The 15,324-nt window shown below is 63.2% G+C and carries 16 protein-coding genes and 1 tRNA gene (1 of these 17 cut by a window edge); 9 read left to right on the top strand and 8 right to left on the bottom strand.

Translation table 11 applies throughout. The features are described 5' to 3' along the window. Positions 1–147 precede the first annotated feature (147 nt). Complete coding sequence (locus HK107_RS03935) at positions 148–2,700, bottom strand: glycoside hydrolase family 3 protein (protein ID WP_198912283.1); 2,553 nt, start codon at positions 2,698–2,700, stop codon at positions 148–150. Between the two features lie 398 nt (positions 2,701–3,098). After that, on the bottom strand, positions 3,099–3,959 hold the full coding sequence (locus HK107_RS03930) for a M23 family metallopeptidase (RefSeq protein ID WP_173196964.1): 861 nt from the start codon (positions 3,957–3,959) through the stop codon (positions 3,099–3,101). Positions 3,960–4,173: 214 nt separating this feature from the next. Between HK107_RS03930 and tig the strand changes: the two genes are divergently transcribed. Together tig and HK107_RS03920 are read left to right on the top strand one after the other, a co-directional pair. Continuing rightward, positions 4,174–5,499 (top strand): trigger factor, encoded by a 1,326-nt coding sequence (gene tig / locus HK107_RS03925; protein ID WP_173196962.1) that lies wholly within the window; start codon positions 4,174–4,176, stop codon positions 5,497–5,499. Between the two features lie 73 nt (positions 5,500–5,572). Next, entirely contained in the window at positions 5,573–6,370 is a 798-nt protein-coding gene (locus tag HK107_RS03920) for a hypothetical protein (RefSeq protein WP_173196960.1), read from the top strand. Here the strand turns inward: HK107_RS03920 and HK107_RS03915 are convergent. Both HK107_RS03915 and panC read right to left on the bottom strand, forming a co-directional pair. Then, positions 6,367–6,936 (bottom strand): hypothetical protein, encoded by a 570-nt coding sequence (locus tag HK107_RS03915; RefSeq protein WP_173196958.1) that lies wholly within the window; start codon positions 6,934–6,936, stop codon positions 6,367–6,369. The two genes, HK107_RS03920 and HK107_RS03915, sit on opposite strands and share 4 nt — an antisense overlap. Positions 6,937–6,985: 49 nt before the next feature. Beyond that, positions 6,986–7,846 (bottom strand): pantoate--beta-alanine ligase, encoded by an 861-nt coding sequence (panC, locus tag HK107_RS03910; RefSeq protein ID WP_173196956.1) that lies wholly within the window; start codon positions 7,844–7,846, stop codon positions 6,986–6,988. A 98-nt stretch (positions 7,847–7,944) separates the two neighbouring features. Here panC and HK107_RS03905 point away from each other — a divergent pair, with 98 nt between their 5' ends. The 7 genes from HK107_RS03905 (at position 7,945) to HK107_RS03875 (ending at position 12,695) form a co-directional block, all read left to right on the top strand. Continuing rightward, positions 7,945–8,442 (top strand): hypothetical protein, encoded by a 498-nt coding sequence (locus HK107_RS03905; protein ID WP_173196954.1) that lies wholly within the window; start codon positions 7,945–7,947, stop codon positions 8,440–8,442. After that, a complete protein-coding gene (locus HK107_RS03900; protein ID WP_173196952.1) occupies positions 8,439–9,329 on the top strand; it encodes a division plane positioning ATPase MipZ in 891 nt (296 codons plus the stop codon). The genes HK107_RS03905 and HK107_RS03900 overlap by 4 nt, the downstream gene beginning before the upstream one ends. A 9-nt stretch (positions 9,330–9,338) precedes the next feature. After that, positions 9,339–9,800, top strand: coding sequence for a J domain-containing protein (locus HK107_RS03895; protein ID WP_173196950.1), 462 nt, complete (start codon positions 9,339–9,341; stop codon positions 9,798–9,800). Between the two features lie 64 nt (positions 9,801–9,864). Further along, positions 9,865–10,269 (top strand): nuclear transport factor 2 family protein, encoded by a 405-nt coding sequence (locus HK107_RS03890; RefSeq protein WP_173196947.1) that lies wholly within the window; start codon positions 9,865–9,867, stop codon positions 10,267–10,269. A 69-nt stretch (positions 10,270–10,338) separates the two neighbouring features. Further along, a tRNA-Trp gene (locus HK107_RS03885) sits at positions 10,339–10,414 on the top strand. 32 nt (positions 10,415–10,446) lie between these two features. Beyond that, positions 10,447–11,319, top strand: coding sequence for a tetratricopeptide repeat protein (locus tag HK107_RS03880; protein ID WP_173196945.1), 873 nt, complete (start codon positions 10,447–10,449; stop codon positions 11,317–11,319). Then, positions 11,316–12,695 carry an outer membrane protein assembly factor BamB family protein gene (locus tag HK107_RS03875; protein WP_173196943.1) on the top strand — a complete coding sequence of 460 codons (1,380 nt, stop codon included), beginning with the start codon at positions 11,316–11,318 and terminating at the stop codon, positions 12,693–12,695. Before HK107_RS03880 ends, HK107_RS03875 begins: the two co-directional genes overlap by 4 nt. Before the next feature lie 5 nt (positions 12,696–12,700). Here the strand turns inward: HK107_RS03875 and HK107_RS03870 are convergent, their stop codons facing one another. The 4 genes in view from HK107_RS03870 to HK107_RS03855 are tightly spaced (at most 57 nt apart) and all read right to left on the bottom strand, a layout consistent with a single transcriptional unit that may run on beyond the window. Then, positions 12,701–14,002 carry an ATP-binding protein gene (locus HK107_RS03870; protein WP_173196941.1) on the bottom strand — a complete coding sequence of 434 codons (1,302 nt, stop codon included), beginning with the start codon at positions 14,000–14,002 and terminating at the stop codon, positions 12,701–12,703. Positions 14,003–14,011: 9 nt separating this feature from the next. Continuing rightward, positions 14,012–14,713 carry a response regulator gene (locus HK107_RS03865; RefSeq protein WP_173196939.1) on the bottom strand — a complete coding sequence of 234 codons (702 nt, stop codon included), beginning with the start codon at positions 14,711–14,713 and terminating at the stop codon, positions 14,012–14,014. A 57-nt stretch (positions 14,714–14,770) separates the two neighbouring features. Continuing rightward, entirely contained in the window at positions 14,771–15,259 is a 489-nt protein-coding gene (locus HK107_RS03860; RefSeq protein ID WP_173196937.1) for a hypothetical protein, read from the bottom strand. 12 nt (positions 15,260–15,271) lie between these two features. Continuing rightward, positions 15,272–15,324, bottom strand: the 3' portion of a protein-coding gene (locus HK107_RS03855) for a PilZ domain-containing protein (RefSeq protein WP_173196935.1). It continues 535 nt past the right edge of the window; only the last 53 of its 588 coding nucleotides appear in the window; its start codon lies off the right edge, out of view; it ends in the stop codon at positions 15,272–15,274.

Raw genomic sequence — 15,324 nt, 5'->3', positions numbered from 1 at the left:
GGGCTGGTACTGCTCAAAAGGAGAAGGGGAGGCCTTGCGGCCTCCCCTTTTTTCGTGGGCGGATCGTCCGTAGTCGGGTGAATGCCGGGCAGTAAAAAAGGCCGCAGCGGAAACGCTGCGGCCTCTGTGGGTTCTATGGAAGTGGCGTCAGTCGCCGAGGCCAGCCGGGCAGTCGGCCTGACCGTCATCATCCGAGGTCAGACGGACATTGCCGACGGCGACCTCCTGGCCCTCAGCACCCCGGATGATCAGGGCACGGTTGAAGCTCGTCATGTCGACGCCGTCCCCAGCGAAACAGGACAGGGCCATGCGGTACTCTGACCATTCCTCATCGAGGGTCATGGTGCCGAAGGCCGTGCAGTCGTCCTGATGGCAACCCATCCCGACCGTGACGTCCTCAGGGCCGGAGAGGATGCGTGCACGGAAGACAAGCTCCAGCGCGCCATTGCTCTCGCGAGAGAAGTCATGGCCGTAGCCCGATCCGATGGCGACATCGCCAGCGCCCGAGAAGCGGAACGCCAGGGAGTCTTCCTGAGCCTCTCCATCCACCGTCCGTGCAGCAACCACGTCGTCGCTGAACGGAACCGCGTCGACCGGCGTGCCGTCGCGGTAGAGCTGCCAGGGCTGGCGGAATTCGCCGCGGACGAAGAACTCGCCCTTCGCAGCCGTTGCCGCATCGGTCAGGCCTGATTCCTCGCTCAGGATCACAGGCTCTGCGCTGTCGCCGTAGGAAAGACCGTAGCCCACGGGGAAGAGGGGGGTCTCATCGCCGCCCACATTGACCGTCGTTTGGGTCGCAAGCGCCGGCCATGAATAGCTGAGACGTCCGGTGAACTCGAAGCTGTCGTCGCTCCGGAAGATCATGTCGGAGACACCGCCGCCTTCCGAGCCCGGCAGCCACGCTGCGACGAATGCGGAGGAGTCGTTCATCTCCGGGTTGGTCCAGAGCGGACGACCCGAGAGGAAGACCGATACGACTGGCAGACCCCGGTCACGATAGGTCTGGAGGAGGCCTGTGTCGAAACCGTTTGGCTCGAAGTCGACATCCTGCCTGTCGCCTTGGAACTCGGCATACGGATCTTCGCCGTAGATCGCGACGACCGCGTCGGCCTCGCCATCGTAAGAGCCGTCAGCGGAGAAGATGAGCTCGCCGCCCGCGGCCTCGACCGCTTCTTCCATGGCATCGAGGATCGACTGTCCGTTCGGGAATTCCGAGTTCGGGTAGCCGCCGCCCTGCCAGCTCAGTGTCCAGCCGCCTGAGACCTTGGAGATGCTGTCGGCACCGTCGCCAACGACGAGGATCGTCTTGGAGGCATCAAGGGGAAGCGTCTGGTTCTCGTTTTTCATCAGGACGAGAGACTCGCGTACGGCGCGTCTTGCGACCTCGCGGTGTTCTGCCGATGCGAGAACGCTTTCGTCCCCTGCGTTCGGTCGTTCAGAGGGCCGGGGCTTGTCCATGATGCCAGACTGGACCTTCACCCGCAGGATACGGCGGACCGCATCGTCGAGGCGCTCCATGGGGATCGTGCCCTCCTGCACATGGCGCAGGGTGCTCTCATAGAGATAGCGCCAGCTGTCAGGCGCCATGTACATGTCGAGGCCGGCATTGAGCGACTGGGGGCAATCCTCGCTCGTGCAGCCCGGGATCAGCGCGTGACCGTTCCAGTCACCGATGACGAAGCCCTTAAAGTCCATCCGGCCTTTGAGAACGTCGGTGAGGAGCTCTTTCTGGCCGTGCATGCGCTGGCCCTGCCATGCGGAGAAGCTCGCCATGACGGTCTGAACGCCAGCCTGCACCGAAGTGACGTAGCCGGCATTGTGGATGTCGCGCAGTTCTTCTTCGCTGATGATGGCGTCGCCCTGGTCGATGCCGTCTTTCGTGCCGCCATCGCCGAGGAAGTGCTTCGCCGAAGAGATGACGTGGCCATCCCCCATGAACTCGTCCGAGCCGAACCGGCCCTGAAGGCCGATCACGATGCGGTCGCCATAGGATGCAACAATCGAGGGGTCTTCGGAGAAGCCCTCATAGGTGCGGCCCCAGCGGTCGTCCTGCGGGACGGCGAGGGTCGGTGCGAAGGTCCAGTCGTGGCCGGAGACGGTCAGCTCGCGTGCCGTGACCGCGGCGATCTCTTCGATCAAGTCAGGGTTGTTGGCAGCGCCGAGGCCAATATTATGCGGGAAGACGGTGGCGCCGCGCAGGTTCGCGTGGCCGTGGACAGCGTCGATGCCCCACATGATCGGGATGGCGACCTCGACGCCCTCGCCATCAACGGAGGCCTCCCAATAAGCGTCGGCAGCTGCGAGCCACGTCGCCGTATCAGCATAGGGGAGGGGACCAGGAGCCGAGTTGCCGCCGGAGAGAACGGATCCGAGGCGGTACTTCTTGACCTCCTCAGGAGTGATATCGCTTGAATCGGCCTGGATCACCTGACCGACTTTCTGCTCGAGGGTGAGCTTCGAGAGGAGCTCATCCACGCGGCGCTCAACCACTGGGTTCAGAGCCGGGGTCTCGACCTTCGGCCAGTTCTCTGGATTGATGACCGCTTCGGCGGGAGCCGGCGCTGCGCCCGTTTCGGCGACAGCGGTCGGTTCACCGGCGCTCGGAGCCGTAGCCTCTGGCGCATCACCGCCGCCGCAGGCCGCAAGACCTACGGTCAGGGCAATGAACGATGGGCCCATCCAGTTCGTACGTTTGATCATTTGAGTTCCCTTTCCCTGCGGCTGCGTTTCTCGGCTCGTCCTCTTGAGGCCACTTGAAAGCGCATGCGCTGCTTCTCTCTCGCGGTGTCGCGCCATCCCTGCACTAATCCCGGTCGGTGCTCTCACCAACTGTGGGGCACAGTGCCGGAAAATATTGACAACGATGACAATAAGCGTCTACGTGCCACATTTGACAACGTAGTCAACAGGGATGTCAGTCTCAGGACGTCGGGAGAAGAACGGTCTGCGCCTCCTCCTTCCCAAAGGCATTCCTGCTCATGTCCGTTTCCGTGTTCCCGCAACTCCCTGCGGGCAGCACGATTGCTCCGTGCGGGAACCCTAGCACCCGCACGGAGCACCCCACGCTCTTCAGTCAGCCATGAAAAAGGCAGATGCCCTCAGGCGCTGCTGCCTGCCGTGAACGGGTTCGCGTCCTTGAGGCCGAAGCTTTTCTTCGAGGTCTCATAGTCGCCTGTCAGCAGCTCGTAGTGCAGGTGGATCGGCATGGGGTAGCCAGCCGTATTTCCCATCCTGCCAAGCGCCTGGCCATCTTTCACAGAACGTCCCGCTTTGATGCCTGAGCTGAACGACGCGAGGTGGGCGTAGCGCGTGTAGACGCCCTTGCCGTGGTCGAGGATCACGTAGTTGCCGAAGTCGTCGCGATATCCCGCCTCGACAATCTTGCCTGAAGCCGCCGCCATAACTGTCGATCCTGAGGGATGGTGGAAATCGACGCCGCGGTGGGTCTTACCGCTGCGCGGGCCATGGCCTGAGCTGATGCAGCCTTCTGAGACCGGGACGGTGCGGATCGCGACGCCATTGATGACCCGCCGCTCGGCAAGGCCCTGCACCACGAGATCGCTCCCGGCTCTTGGTGCGTTCGAGATGCTCATCCCCTTGCACAGCCTCACAAGGCTCATCGCGCCACTCTCTGCGACGGTCTTAGGAGCTGAGGGGTTGATTGCCGGGGTCACCTCAGGGCGCGTCACAACGATGGAGATATCCTCGGCACTGATTGAGGAGGGGAGCTCAGGCAGGTCGACGTCGAAGTCGAACGCTGCGGCTTCGTTGAGCCGCTCGCGAATGATGTCTTCTGAGTTTGCCCAAGCTCTCTGGCCACCGGAGACCGCCTGTCCCCAGACGATGTCGGTCTGATCGCGGACCACCTGTGGGACGCCAAACCGGTCGCCCAGGAGCCAGCCACCGGCGAAGAGCAGCATCAGGAAGGCGATCCTGACGAACTTGACGATGTCCCGCATGGCCCTGACCCCAACTGCGTACCGTTAATGATTCACGATCGCGACACAGTGAGTCAAGCTGCGCGCTGCGGCCCTGACCCCTGCAACCCAAGCAATCGACAAGCGCCCCATTGAAAAGAGCGTCTTTCCGCTCTAGGCGCTCCGCTTCCGCCGGGAGGGCCCGGCGCCATGGATCACACGCGCCTGCATGAACGGGCACCGGAACGGAAACGAGATGCAAGTCACCGAGACCAAGAACGAAGGCCTGAGCCGCGAATATAACGTCGTCATCCCGCAGGCTCACCTTTCGGAGCGGCTCAACGCCAAGCTCGAAGAGATCAAGCCGCAGGTTCACCTGAAAGGCTTCCGCCCAGGCAAGGCGCCGACCAGCTTCCTCAAGAAGCTTTACGGCAAGAACCTCATGGGCGAGCTGATCCAGGAAGAGATGCAGGCGGCCCAGGCCGAAGCGCTCAAGGACGTCCAGCCTGCGATGCAGCCGCATCCGCACATGAAGGACGGCCTCCTCGACGAGGTTGTCGACGGCAAGGCCGACCTCGAATACCACATGCACGTCGAAGTGCTTCCTGAGATCGAGCCCCAGGGCCTCGACGCCATCAAGCTCGAGAAGATGGTTGCCGAGATCGCCGACGAGGAGATCGAGGAAGAGCTCAAGCAGCTCGCTGACCAGAACAAGACGTACAAGGATCTTCCGAAGAACCGGAACGTCAAGGACGGCCACAAGGTCACGATCGACTTCAAGGGCAAGGTCGACGGCGAGTACTTCGAAGGCGGCTCGGGCGAGGCCGCCGAGCTGGTGATCGGCTCCGGCCAGTTCATCCCTGGCTTCGAAGAGCAACTTGTCGGCGCCAAGAAGGACGAAGAGAAGGTCATCACCGTGACCTTCCCTGAGGACTACCAGGCCGCGCACCTCGCAGGCAAAGAGGCTGAGTTCGAAGTCACGATCAAAGCCAACCAAGAGCCGCAGGACGCGGAGATCAACGACGATCTCGCCAAGCAGCTCGGCATGGACGACCTCGATGCGCTGAAAGCCCGCGTCAAAGAGATGATCCAGGGCCGCTACGACAGCCAGTCCCGCCTCCACATGAAGCGTGAGCTCCTCGACTATCTCGACGAGAAGCACGACTTCGATCTGCCCCCAGGCATGGTGAAGGCCGAGTTCGAGCAGATCTGGCAACAGGTCCAGTCGGCCGAGCTCGACGAAGAGGACAAGGAAAAGTCGGAAGACGACCTCAAGGCTGACTACGAGAAGATCGCCGCGCGCCGCGTGCGACTCGGTCTCCTCCTCGCCGAGATCGGCAAGGAATCAAACGTCGATGTCCCGCAGGACGAGCTGACCCGCTCGATCCAGATGCAGGCCATGCAGATGGGCATGCAGCCTCAGCAGCTCTTCCAGATGATCCAGGAGCGCCCTGAACTGCTCGCTCAGTTCCGTGCACCGCTCTTCGAAGAGAAGGTCGTCGATCACCTCATTGAGAAAGCCGACGTCACCGAGAAAACGGTGTCCAAGGACGAACTCATGGCGGAGCCGGGCGACGAGTAAGCCCTCCGTCATCGGAACAATGAAAGGCGCTGGGCGGGAACGTCCGGCGCCTTTTCTCTAAGGAGCGCCCAAAATGCTGGTCCGCCGTATCCTGCGCCATTGGAAGACGCAGAACTGGCTCGGCGTTGGCCTCGACCTTCTCGTCGTCATCGCAGGTATCCTCATTGGCCTGCGGATCGACGCATGGCGCGACGAGGTGCAGAACCGCGAAGACGAGACGGAATATCTCGCAAGGCTTCTCGAAGACGCAGAGGCCAATCACGGCGCCCTCAAGGAAGTGCTCGAGCGCATGTGGTACAGGCGGGACCAGGGCAGGAAGGCGCTGGAGCGCCTCCTTTCGGGAGAGGCGCTGACCCCCGAGGAGCGCAAGCGCACGGTCGATGCGCTGGTGCAGTCAGGCGACCTGCCAAGGCCCGCGGTCCTCACGGGGACCTATGACGAACTCATCTCGACGGGCCGTATGCCGATTATCCGCGATCAGGAGCTGCGGGGCCTTCTCCAGCGCCAGATGGCGACCCACGAACAGGTCGCGGCGCGGGCGGACGCGCTGAGGTCAGCGCTCCTCGGTGCGCAGCCCTTTTCGGACCAGCACGCGATCCTCGCAGGCGAAGCGAACGGCGAGGGGATCGCGCTCGGGAAGAGCTACGACCTCGAAGGCCTGAGATCGGACAATCGCGCCCTCGTGGCCTTCTTCAACCAGATCGAACTCTCCGAAGACTTCTCCGTCGAGCGCGAGGCCGAAATGCTCGCCGTACGGAACGTTCGTGAGCATCTGAGATGCCTCCTCGACCGCCCCGAGTGCGAGGGCCGGAAAGGCGGCCTCCAGCAGCTGACAGAAGACAAGGCGGGAGAAGGCGGCGCCGAGCGCTAGTTTTTCGGTCTCGCTGTCAGCCGTCGGCCGGTTGTAAGTGCAAGACCGCTGAGAAGAAGGAGCGCGGCTCCTGGTGCCGGAATCGGCGTCTCAGGCCGAAACTCCACCCGATACACCGCATCACCGGCGTTCGCGAACGGAAGTAGTCCGATGCTCAGCGAATTGGCGAAATCGAAGTCCGATGGAGAATAAACGAAGGTCTGACCGATCGGAACGATCTGGAGAGGTGGCCCGAAAGCCGGGAAGGTGATTGCCAGCGAGCTGACGTTGTTGAAGGCCTGCGCCGTGCCAGTGACGTAAGTGATAGCAATTTCAAGGGAGCCGTCCGTCGTGAACGCAAAAAAGTCAAATTCATCGATGACCGGCTGCGTCCCGGTAGGGCCCGCTGAGAGAGATCCGACGATCACGGACCCTGGTTCTGTGATCGAACCGAGGTCGGTACCTGGCGGAAGTCTGGCCAAGTCACCATCGATCGCTTCGTCCCAGATAGTTGCCGCACTAGCCGAAGCGAAAGATGACAGCGCCAGGCTGACGAAAGAAGAAAAAGTCCTGTAAAACATATTCATAACTCCCCGTCCTCTTTACTCTACAGAGAGTTTCAGGCGTGGCAATCACTCATACTGCGACCGCCATATTGTCGATCAGCCGCGTACGCCCCAGCATGACCGCAGCGAAAAGCCTTGCAGTCGCGATTTCGTCCTTGCGGAGGACGCGGTCGGGCATGGGGGCGAGGTCGTCCGATGAGCGTAGCTCGAAATAGTCGACGGGGCGAAGGCCCACCTGATCCATTTCCTGCATGCCCTGGATGAGGGCAGCTTCGACGGGGACAGAGCCCCTGATCCGCTCACAGACCTTGCGCATGATCTGGTTGAGCTCACCGGCGATCCTCCGCTCAGGCGGCGTGAGGTAGCGGTTGCGCGAGGACATGGCGAGACCGTCATCCTCACGGATGATCGGTGCGCCAACGATCTTCACGCCGAGGTCGAGATCCTGAACGAGGCGGCGGATCACAAGGAGCTGCTGATAGTCCTTCTCGCCAAAGACCGCGACGTCAGGCTTCACCCGCATGAAGAGCTTGGTGACGACCGTGGCGATCCCCCCGAAGAAGGCAGGACGCGAGGCGCCGTCGAGAGGCCGCGCCACCGGGCCGACATCGACGAGTGTCGCATAGCCCTCAGGATACATCCCCTCGGCGCTCGGGATATAGACAAGATCGACCCCTGCTGCCTCGAACTTGGCGAGGTCGTCCTCCTCGGTCCGGGGGTAGTTGGCGAGGTCCTCAGTGGGTCCGAACTGTTTGGGGTTGATGAAAAGTGACGCACACACACGTTCCGCGTGTGCCTTGGCCACGTGGACGAGGGACAAATGCCCATCGTGAAGCGCCCCCATGGTCGGTACGAAGCCCCGCGACCTTCCGTGAAACTTCTGTGACGACAGAATTTTGTCCAGCTCGGCTCGGCCGCGGGCTACCTGCATCGACAATTTGGCCTTTTTCTTATCCGCGAACCACCGCACACGTATTGCGCGCGTGTTCGGTAACTTTTCGTCAACCCCGATGGGAAACGCTGGGTCGCATGTCAAAGCCTGCTTCGAAGTTCAAGCTCTTGCTGCTTTCGGTGCTTCTCGCGCCGGGGATGGCGGCTGCGCAATCGCTCGATTCCGTGCGCGATCCGCTGCGGCTCGAGCCGAAGGCACCGGCCCCCGCGCCCGAGCCTGCGGAGGAGCTGGAGGCAGCCGTAGAGGACGAAGAGTTCGAGGAAGAGGCTGCGCTGGACGAGGAGGGCGAGGGCGCCATGGTGCACCTTGCATCCTACTACTCCGAGAGTGCCGCGCTGCGTGGATGGGAGATCCTCGCCAGCCGCCATCCGGAGGAGCTTGACCCTAGGACGCCGCTCCTGCGGGAAGTCGACCTTGGCGAGCGGGGCATTTTCATCAGGCTCTATGCGGGGCCGTTGCCCGGCGAGAGCGAAGCCTTTGACCTATGTTCCGCGTTGAGGGGCGCGGGTGCCTATTGCGTTCCGGCAAGTGCTGCCGGCGATTTCCTCACCTCTGATTTCGGAACCCGCGGATGAACAGAGAAACCGACACCCACGTCATTCTCATCGGCAATGAGAAGGGCGGCTCCGGCAAGACCACCGTCGCCATGCACACCGTCGTGGCGCTTCTTCGCGCAGGATACTCCGTAGGCGTCCTCGATATCGATGTGCGTCAGAAGAGCCTCGCGCGCTATCTCGAGAACCGCGCCCAGTGGGGCGTGGCTCAGGGCCTCACGGCCGAAGAGCTTCCGATGCCGAAGTTCCTGCCGCTCCAGAACTCCGAGCATGACAGCCACGAGAAGCGCATTCAGGACGATGACGACCGGCTGCGGCGAACGCTCGCAGCTTTCGCCGACTGCGACTTCCTCGTCATCGATAGCCCAGGCGCGGACACCCATCTCAGCCGCTCGGCCCACTGCTATGCCGATACGATCGTGACACCGCTGAACGACAGCTTCGTCGATTTCGACCTCCTCGCGCGAGTGAACCCGGCGACGGGTGAGATCATCGGCCCCTCGCTCTACGCAGAGACCGTCTGGCGGGCGCGCCAGATGCGGGCCAAGTCGGGGGTCATCGGCGGCATCGACTGGGTGGTCCTCAGGAATCGCCTTCAGGCGACCAACGCCAAGAACAAGGCGGCGATGGCGGCGAAGCTTCAGGACCTTTCGTCCCGCATCCAGTTCCGTCAGGCCCGGGGCTTCGGTGAACGCGTCATCTACCGGGAGCTTTTTAGCTATGGCATGACGCTCCTCGATCTCGGGTGCAAAGGCAGCCCGCGGAAACTTTCCTCGATGAGCCACATCGCGGCACGCCAGGAGCTCAGGAGCTATCTCTCGTTCCTCAAGCTGCCCCAGCTGGCGGCACCCGAAGCACCTGCAGAGCCCGCGAAACCTGCGGTAGCGGAGAGCATCGCAGCCGCGTAGGGAGAAGGCATGGTCCTTTTTTGCCTTGCGGCTCTCCTTGTTCTTTACGGTGTGGTCGAGAAGCGTTTCGCCCCTTCGGTGGCCTTGCGCCGTCGGCTGATGCTGATCGGTGCCACCACGGCCGTCATCGTCTTCACGCTGGGCCTCATCCGGCTGGCGCCCCTCGCGGCACTCGCGACGGTGATCGGTGTCGGCGTTGCGGCGAGCCAGCTCATGCAGGAGGTCGGCAGGCGAGGGGACTTCGAAGACGATCTCGGTGAGCCGGCAGGCGCTCCGCCGCCGCCTCCCGGTAAAGGCATGGGCCGCGACGAGGCGATGGCTGTCCTCGGCCTCGAAGGCGAACCTGACCGCGAGGCGATCGTCGCCGCGCACAAGCGGATGATCATGCGCGCCCACCCCGACCAGGGCGGCAGCGACTACCTTGCCGCCAAGGTCAACGAGGCGAAGGGCATCCTGCTGCCGAAGAACTGACTCCCGTGCTTGCCCCGCCTCTTTGTCCGTGCGACGGAGGGGCGTGAAACAAAGGGAGAACATCATGGGTCCGAGTGACAAGCTGCGCGAAGTCGCCACCACGCTGGTTGATGGCTGCCGCAAAGGAACGGCCAGCCAGAACCTTGAGAAGCTCTATGCCAAAGACGCTGTCTCGGTCGAAGCCTACGCCAACCCTGACATGAAGATGGACCGGGAGGCCAACGGTCGTGACGCCATCAAGGGTAAGCACGAATGGTGGGAGTCGATGTTCGAAGAGCAGATCGGCGCCATCCCGCCAGAGCAGGCCGTTCAGGGGCCTTACTACCACGGCGATGAGGCGTTCAGCGTCCATTTCCAGATGAAGGTGAAGAACAAGCAGTCCGGGGAAATCACCGAAGGGACGGAAATCGCGACCTATCACGTCAAGGACGGGAAGATCGTCCGCGAGGAATTCTTCTATCCGATGTAAAATCGCCCTTCATGGTTCAGGGCTTATTGCGTCAGAAGAGCGGGGGCCGTAAGGCCCCCAGACGGCCTTAGGGGTATAGCTCAGTTGGTAGAGCATCGGTCTCCAAAACCGAGGGTCGCGGGTTCAAGTCCTGCTGCCCCTGCCAGGCCCTCCGTTTCGCAAGAATGAGGAGCGCCTGTGGCCTCTGAAGAAGACGTCCTCCTTCGTGAGGTCGATGAAGATCTCTCCCGGGACCAAACTTTTGACCGCCTCCGCAAGTACCGCACGCCGCTGATTGCTGGCGCGGTGCTCGTCCTTGGCGGTGTGGCAGGCAATGAGATCTGGTCGACCTCGAAAGAGAACGCCGTGTCTTCTGCGGCGCAGGCCTATGTGCCGCTCAGCTTCGGCGCCGAGGGCGAAGTGCCCGCTGGCGAACTGACCAATTTCGCGAATGAGACCGGCGGGGGGTATGCTGTCCTCGCTTCGCTCCGCGCGGCGGCACAGCTCGGCGCCGAGGGTGACCTCGAGCGCGCCGAGGAGCTCTACGCAAAGGTCTATGAGGATGACGGCCTCTCCGCGCCGCTCCGCGACCTGGCCCGTCTTCGCGCTGCCTATCTCCTGTTCGACAACAAGACGAACCGTGCCGCAGACATCGCTGCGCAGGTCGAGAGCGAGGCTTTCCGCTTCCACGCAGAAGAGCTCACCTCCGCCGCAGCGCTCAAGAACGGCCAGTATGCCGCTGCCCGGGCCGGGTTCCGCGCACTCTCCGCGCAGGACGGTGTCCCGCCGAGCCTTCAGCAGCGCGCGGACCTCTATGCCGCGGTCGCGGATGCTGCTGCCAACGGCTCCCAGCTGACCCCGCCAGAGAGCACCCAGTCCTTTATTGAACGGCTCGGTGAGCAGCTCGGCACGTCCGGAGCGAGCGTCACCGACGCTCCCGCGCTCCCCGAACTTCCCGAACTTGGCGCCCTGGCTGAGCAGGCCGCAGCCGCTGAAGCAGCTGCAGTCGCCGCCGCTGAGGATGCTGCCGAAGGCGCAGAAGAAGAAACCGAAGAAGGTGAGCAACCGTGAGGGGTCTCCACTGGCTCGCCGCCTCGTCCTTCGTTTTCCTCGCCGCTTGCGGCAGCTACACGGGCGACAAGGACAAGGGTGACTTCTCCGACGCCGTTGCGATCCTGAACCCTGAAGACCAGGTCCTCCCGGATCCTGAGTTCGCAGGGCAGCCCGTCGCGATCCCTCCGGCCACAGAAAATATGGTCTGGCCACAGGTCGCAGGCGGTCCGAGCCACGCGATCGGTCACGTCGCGGCACCCTTCACGCTCGAGCGCCAATGGCGCACGGCTGCCTACAGTCGCAAGGCGCGCGGTGCCCCGGTTACCTCCGCGCCTGCGGTGAGCGAGACCAGCCTCTTCGTCATCGACGCCATCGGTTCGGTGGTCGCGATCGACATCGCCACCGGCGATGAAACGTGGCGGACGACCCTGACCCCTGATGTGCGCGACGAGAATGTCCGTGCATGGAATATCTTTGCCAAGATCGATCCGAAAGATCTCGGCTTCGGCGGCGGTGTGGCCCTGGCGAACGGCCGGGTCTTCGTGACCAGCGGCTTCGGCTTCGTGGCCGCGCTCGATGCGGGCACGGGCGAGCTTCTCTGGCAGATCGACACGCCGAGCCCCACGCGGAATCCGCCAACGGTTGCCAATGGCCTCGTGATCGCGGTGACGATCTCGAACCAGGTCATCGCTTACGATCAGCAGACCGGCGATGAAGTCTGGAGCTATGAGAGCTTTGAGGAGTCCGCACGGTTCCTCGCCTCGGCCGCCCCTGCCGTCGAAGGCGAAAGCGTCGTCGTGCCTTTCTCCTCCGGTGAGATCGTCTCCCTCAGCCGCACCAACGGCCGTGTCCTGTGGCAGGCCGTGATCGCAAGGACCTCGCGCCTCAACGCCCTTTCGACCTTCGGCGATATCGCAGGCAGCCCGGTGATCGACCGAGGCGCTGTCTTCACCGTCAGCCAAGCCGGACAGATGGCCGGCATTGATCTGCGTACGGGCAATGTTGCGTGGGAGCAGCCTGTGGGTGGCCAGAACCTGCCCTGGGTCGCAGGAGAGACGATCTACGTTCTTTCGAACCGCGGCAGCCTGACGGCGCTCAACCGCGTCGATGGCCGCGTTCGGTGGACGGCGGAGCTGCCGCTCTGGCGGAACCCCGACAAGCGCAAGAAGCGCAGGACCTGGTCGGGCCCCGTGCTTGCTGGCGGCAAGCTCTATCTCTCGGGTTCCGAGCGTGAGCTTGTGGCCGTCGATCCCCAGAATGGCGAGATCATCGATGAGTACCGCCTGAAGGAAGGCTCGACCCAGCCGCCAGTGGTGGCGCAGGGCATGCTGTTCGTCATTACCGATGACGGCTTCATCGAGGCCTTCGGCGCAGCACCTTTCGAACTTCAGTAAACGGATCAGCCGGGCAGGCTGATCTGGGCGCGGAGGCCTCCGTCTGGCGCATCGCCAAGGGTGAGGCGCCCGCCGTGGCTCCTGACGATGTCCTGCACGATTGCCAGACCGAGGCCCGTGCCTGGCGTAGAGCGCGCCTGATCCAGCCGCTCGAAGGGCTGGAGCGCCCGCTCACGATCCGTTTCCGCGATGCCGGGCCCATCATCTTCGATGGTCAGCACCACATTGTCGCCCGCACGGTGCCCGGATAGCGTCACCTTCTCCCCGAACTTGAAGCCGTTGGAGCAGAGGTTCTCGAGCGCCCGCTTGAGGCTCACGCGCCCTGCGTGGACGGAGAGATCCTCCTCAATCTTGGCGGTGAGGTCGTGGCCGAGTCGGCCATGTTCCGCGATCAGCTCGTTCGCCAGCTCTTGCATGTCGACGATCTCGCGATCCGCGTCCTGACTGTCCCGGACAAAGTCGAGATAGGCTTCGAGCATCCGCTCCATCTCCCGCGCATCGGCATCGAGGGCGGTCTTGTCTTCGCTATCGGGCAGCATCGCGATGCCGAGCTTCATGCGGGTGAGGGGGGTGCGCAGGTCATGGCTGACCCCGGCCAGCATCTCAGTCCTTTGGAGGAGGTAACGCTTGATCCGTGCACGCATGGCCATGAAGGCCTGACCTGCCTTCCTGACTTCGCGCGCGCCGGTGGGCCTGAACTCAGGCATGTCATCACCCCGGCCGAAGGCCTCCGCAGCGGCTGCGAGCCTCGTGATGGAGCGCACCTGATTGCGCATGAACTGGACGGCGACATAGCCGAGGAGCCCGGTGGTCGCGATCATCCAGAGGACGAAGAGGTGCCCGTTCTGGGCGCTCACCTGATCGCGCGGGGTGACGAAAACCATATAGCCTTCATCGAGCTGCACGCGGACTTCGACTTCCTCCGCATACCCTCTCGTGTTGATCCAGACCGGTTCCTCGATCGCGCGCTCGAGCTCCATCTCGAGGGTCCTGTTGGGCGGGGAGAAAAAGGAGAGTTTATCCGTCGCCGGAATGGTCTCCCCCGGTGCCCATCGCATGAAGAGCTGCAGGTCCTCCCGCGCCATCCGGGTGACATCGGCGCGGGTAAAGCCTTCGGGCGGCTCCTTCCAGAGGTTCAGGATATGCGCCATCTCGCTCGCCGACTGACGGGCGAGGGCGCCGGTCACTTCCTCCCAGTGGCGGTTGAAGAAGATGAAGGTCACCACCGACTGCATCATGAAGATGGGCAGCACGACGATCAGGACCGTCCGTCCCCAGAGACTTTTGGGAGCAATACGGCGGAGCATTTTTCGCCGCTAGTCCGTCATCAAGGCGTAGCCGATGCCGCGCACCGTCTTGAGGTGCTGGGGCGTACGCGGATCATCCTCGATCTTCCGGCGAAGGCGCGTCACCTGAACATCAATCGAGCGGTCGAAGACCCCGAGCTCTTTCTGCGCGAGCACCGTCCTCGGGATCGGTGCGCCAGGCTTGGCCGCGAGCGTGCGGAGAAGGTGAAGCTCCGCATCGGTCAGCTTCACGCGCTCCTCGCCGCGGGTCAGCTCACCCCGGCCTGGATCGAACGCGAAGGGACCGAAACGGATGACATCATCCTTGGGCGGCAGGGCCGAACGCTGGAGGAGGCCCTGAAGCCGCAGCACCAGCTCACGCGGTTCGAATGGCTTCGGCAGGTAATCGCTGGCGCCTGATTCGAGGCCTGCGATCCTGTCCTGAGGCTCACCCCGCGCGGTCAGCAGGATGATCGGCACGGCCGATCCGGCCCGCACACGCCTCGTCATGGAAAGACCGTCTTCGCCCGGCATCATCACGTCGATGACCAGCGCGTCAAAGCTGATGGTCTTCATCAGCGCATCGGCCTTGTCAGCGCTTTCGACGGCAGAGGCGAGGAAGCCATTCTCCCGCAGGTAACGGGCAAGGAGCTGCCGAATCCGCTCGTCATCGTCGATAACGAGGATATGCGGCGTGTCCGAACCAGCGAGGGTGTCGTTACGGGAGCTCATGGGGCCCTTTAGAACAGTTTCTGGCCTCGGCCCAAGAAGAAGAGCCAGCGTCCCTGATCACGAGCCGAGCATCGCCTTTAACGTCTCATGCTCCTGAAGGCTCACCCCGTGGGAGGAGATCTCGGCATCGCCGAGGGTCACAATGATCGTCCGCTCCATCGCACCGAGGGTCTGGCTCAGCGAATCGCGCAGGTCGTCGGCGCTCTTCGGCGAGACAATCATATACGCCGAACCGCTGAGCGGCCGTGCCTCGGGCAGGGCAGCGAACAGCTGGGAGTTGGCCTTGGCGGCTGCGTCGTCGCTGCCGAAGATGGCGAGGTGGACGGCCCCAGTCTGGGGCTGCGCTTCGGCAACGGCACCTTCACCGCGGAAGAAGGCCCTCAGTTCGGAATATTGGAGTGCGGGACGGAAGTCGCGGCTCCCTGCCGGGGCCACCATGGAGTGATAGGCGAGGCGCTTCTGGCCAACGAAGTCTTTGAGCTGGTCGGTGGAGTAGGGACCGTAGATCCGCTCGCCGACATTCATGCACCAGTTCTCGGTCGCCATCCTTCTCTCCAGTCAGGCCTTGTAGCGCGGCGGCGGGAAGCTGATGCCGATGCCTTCGGCATGGT

This window comes from Parvularcula mediterranea, assembly GCF_013085255.1.
Taxonomy (GTDB): domain Bacteria; phylum Pseudomonadota; class Alphaproteobacteria; order Caulobacterales; family Parvularculaceae; genus Parvularcula; species Parvularcula mediterranea.
This window is presented reverse-complemented; position numbering and strand designations above follow the sequence as displayed.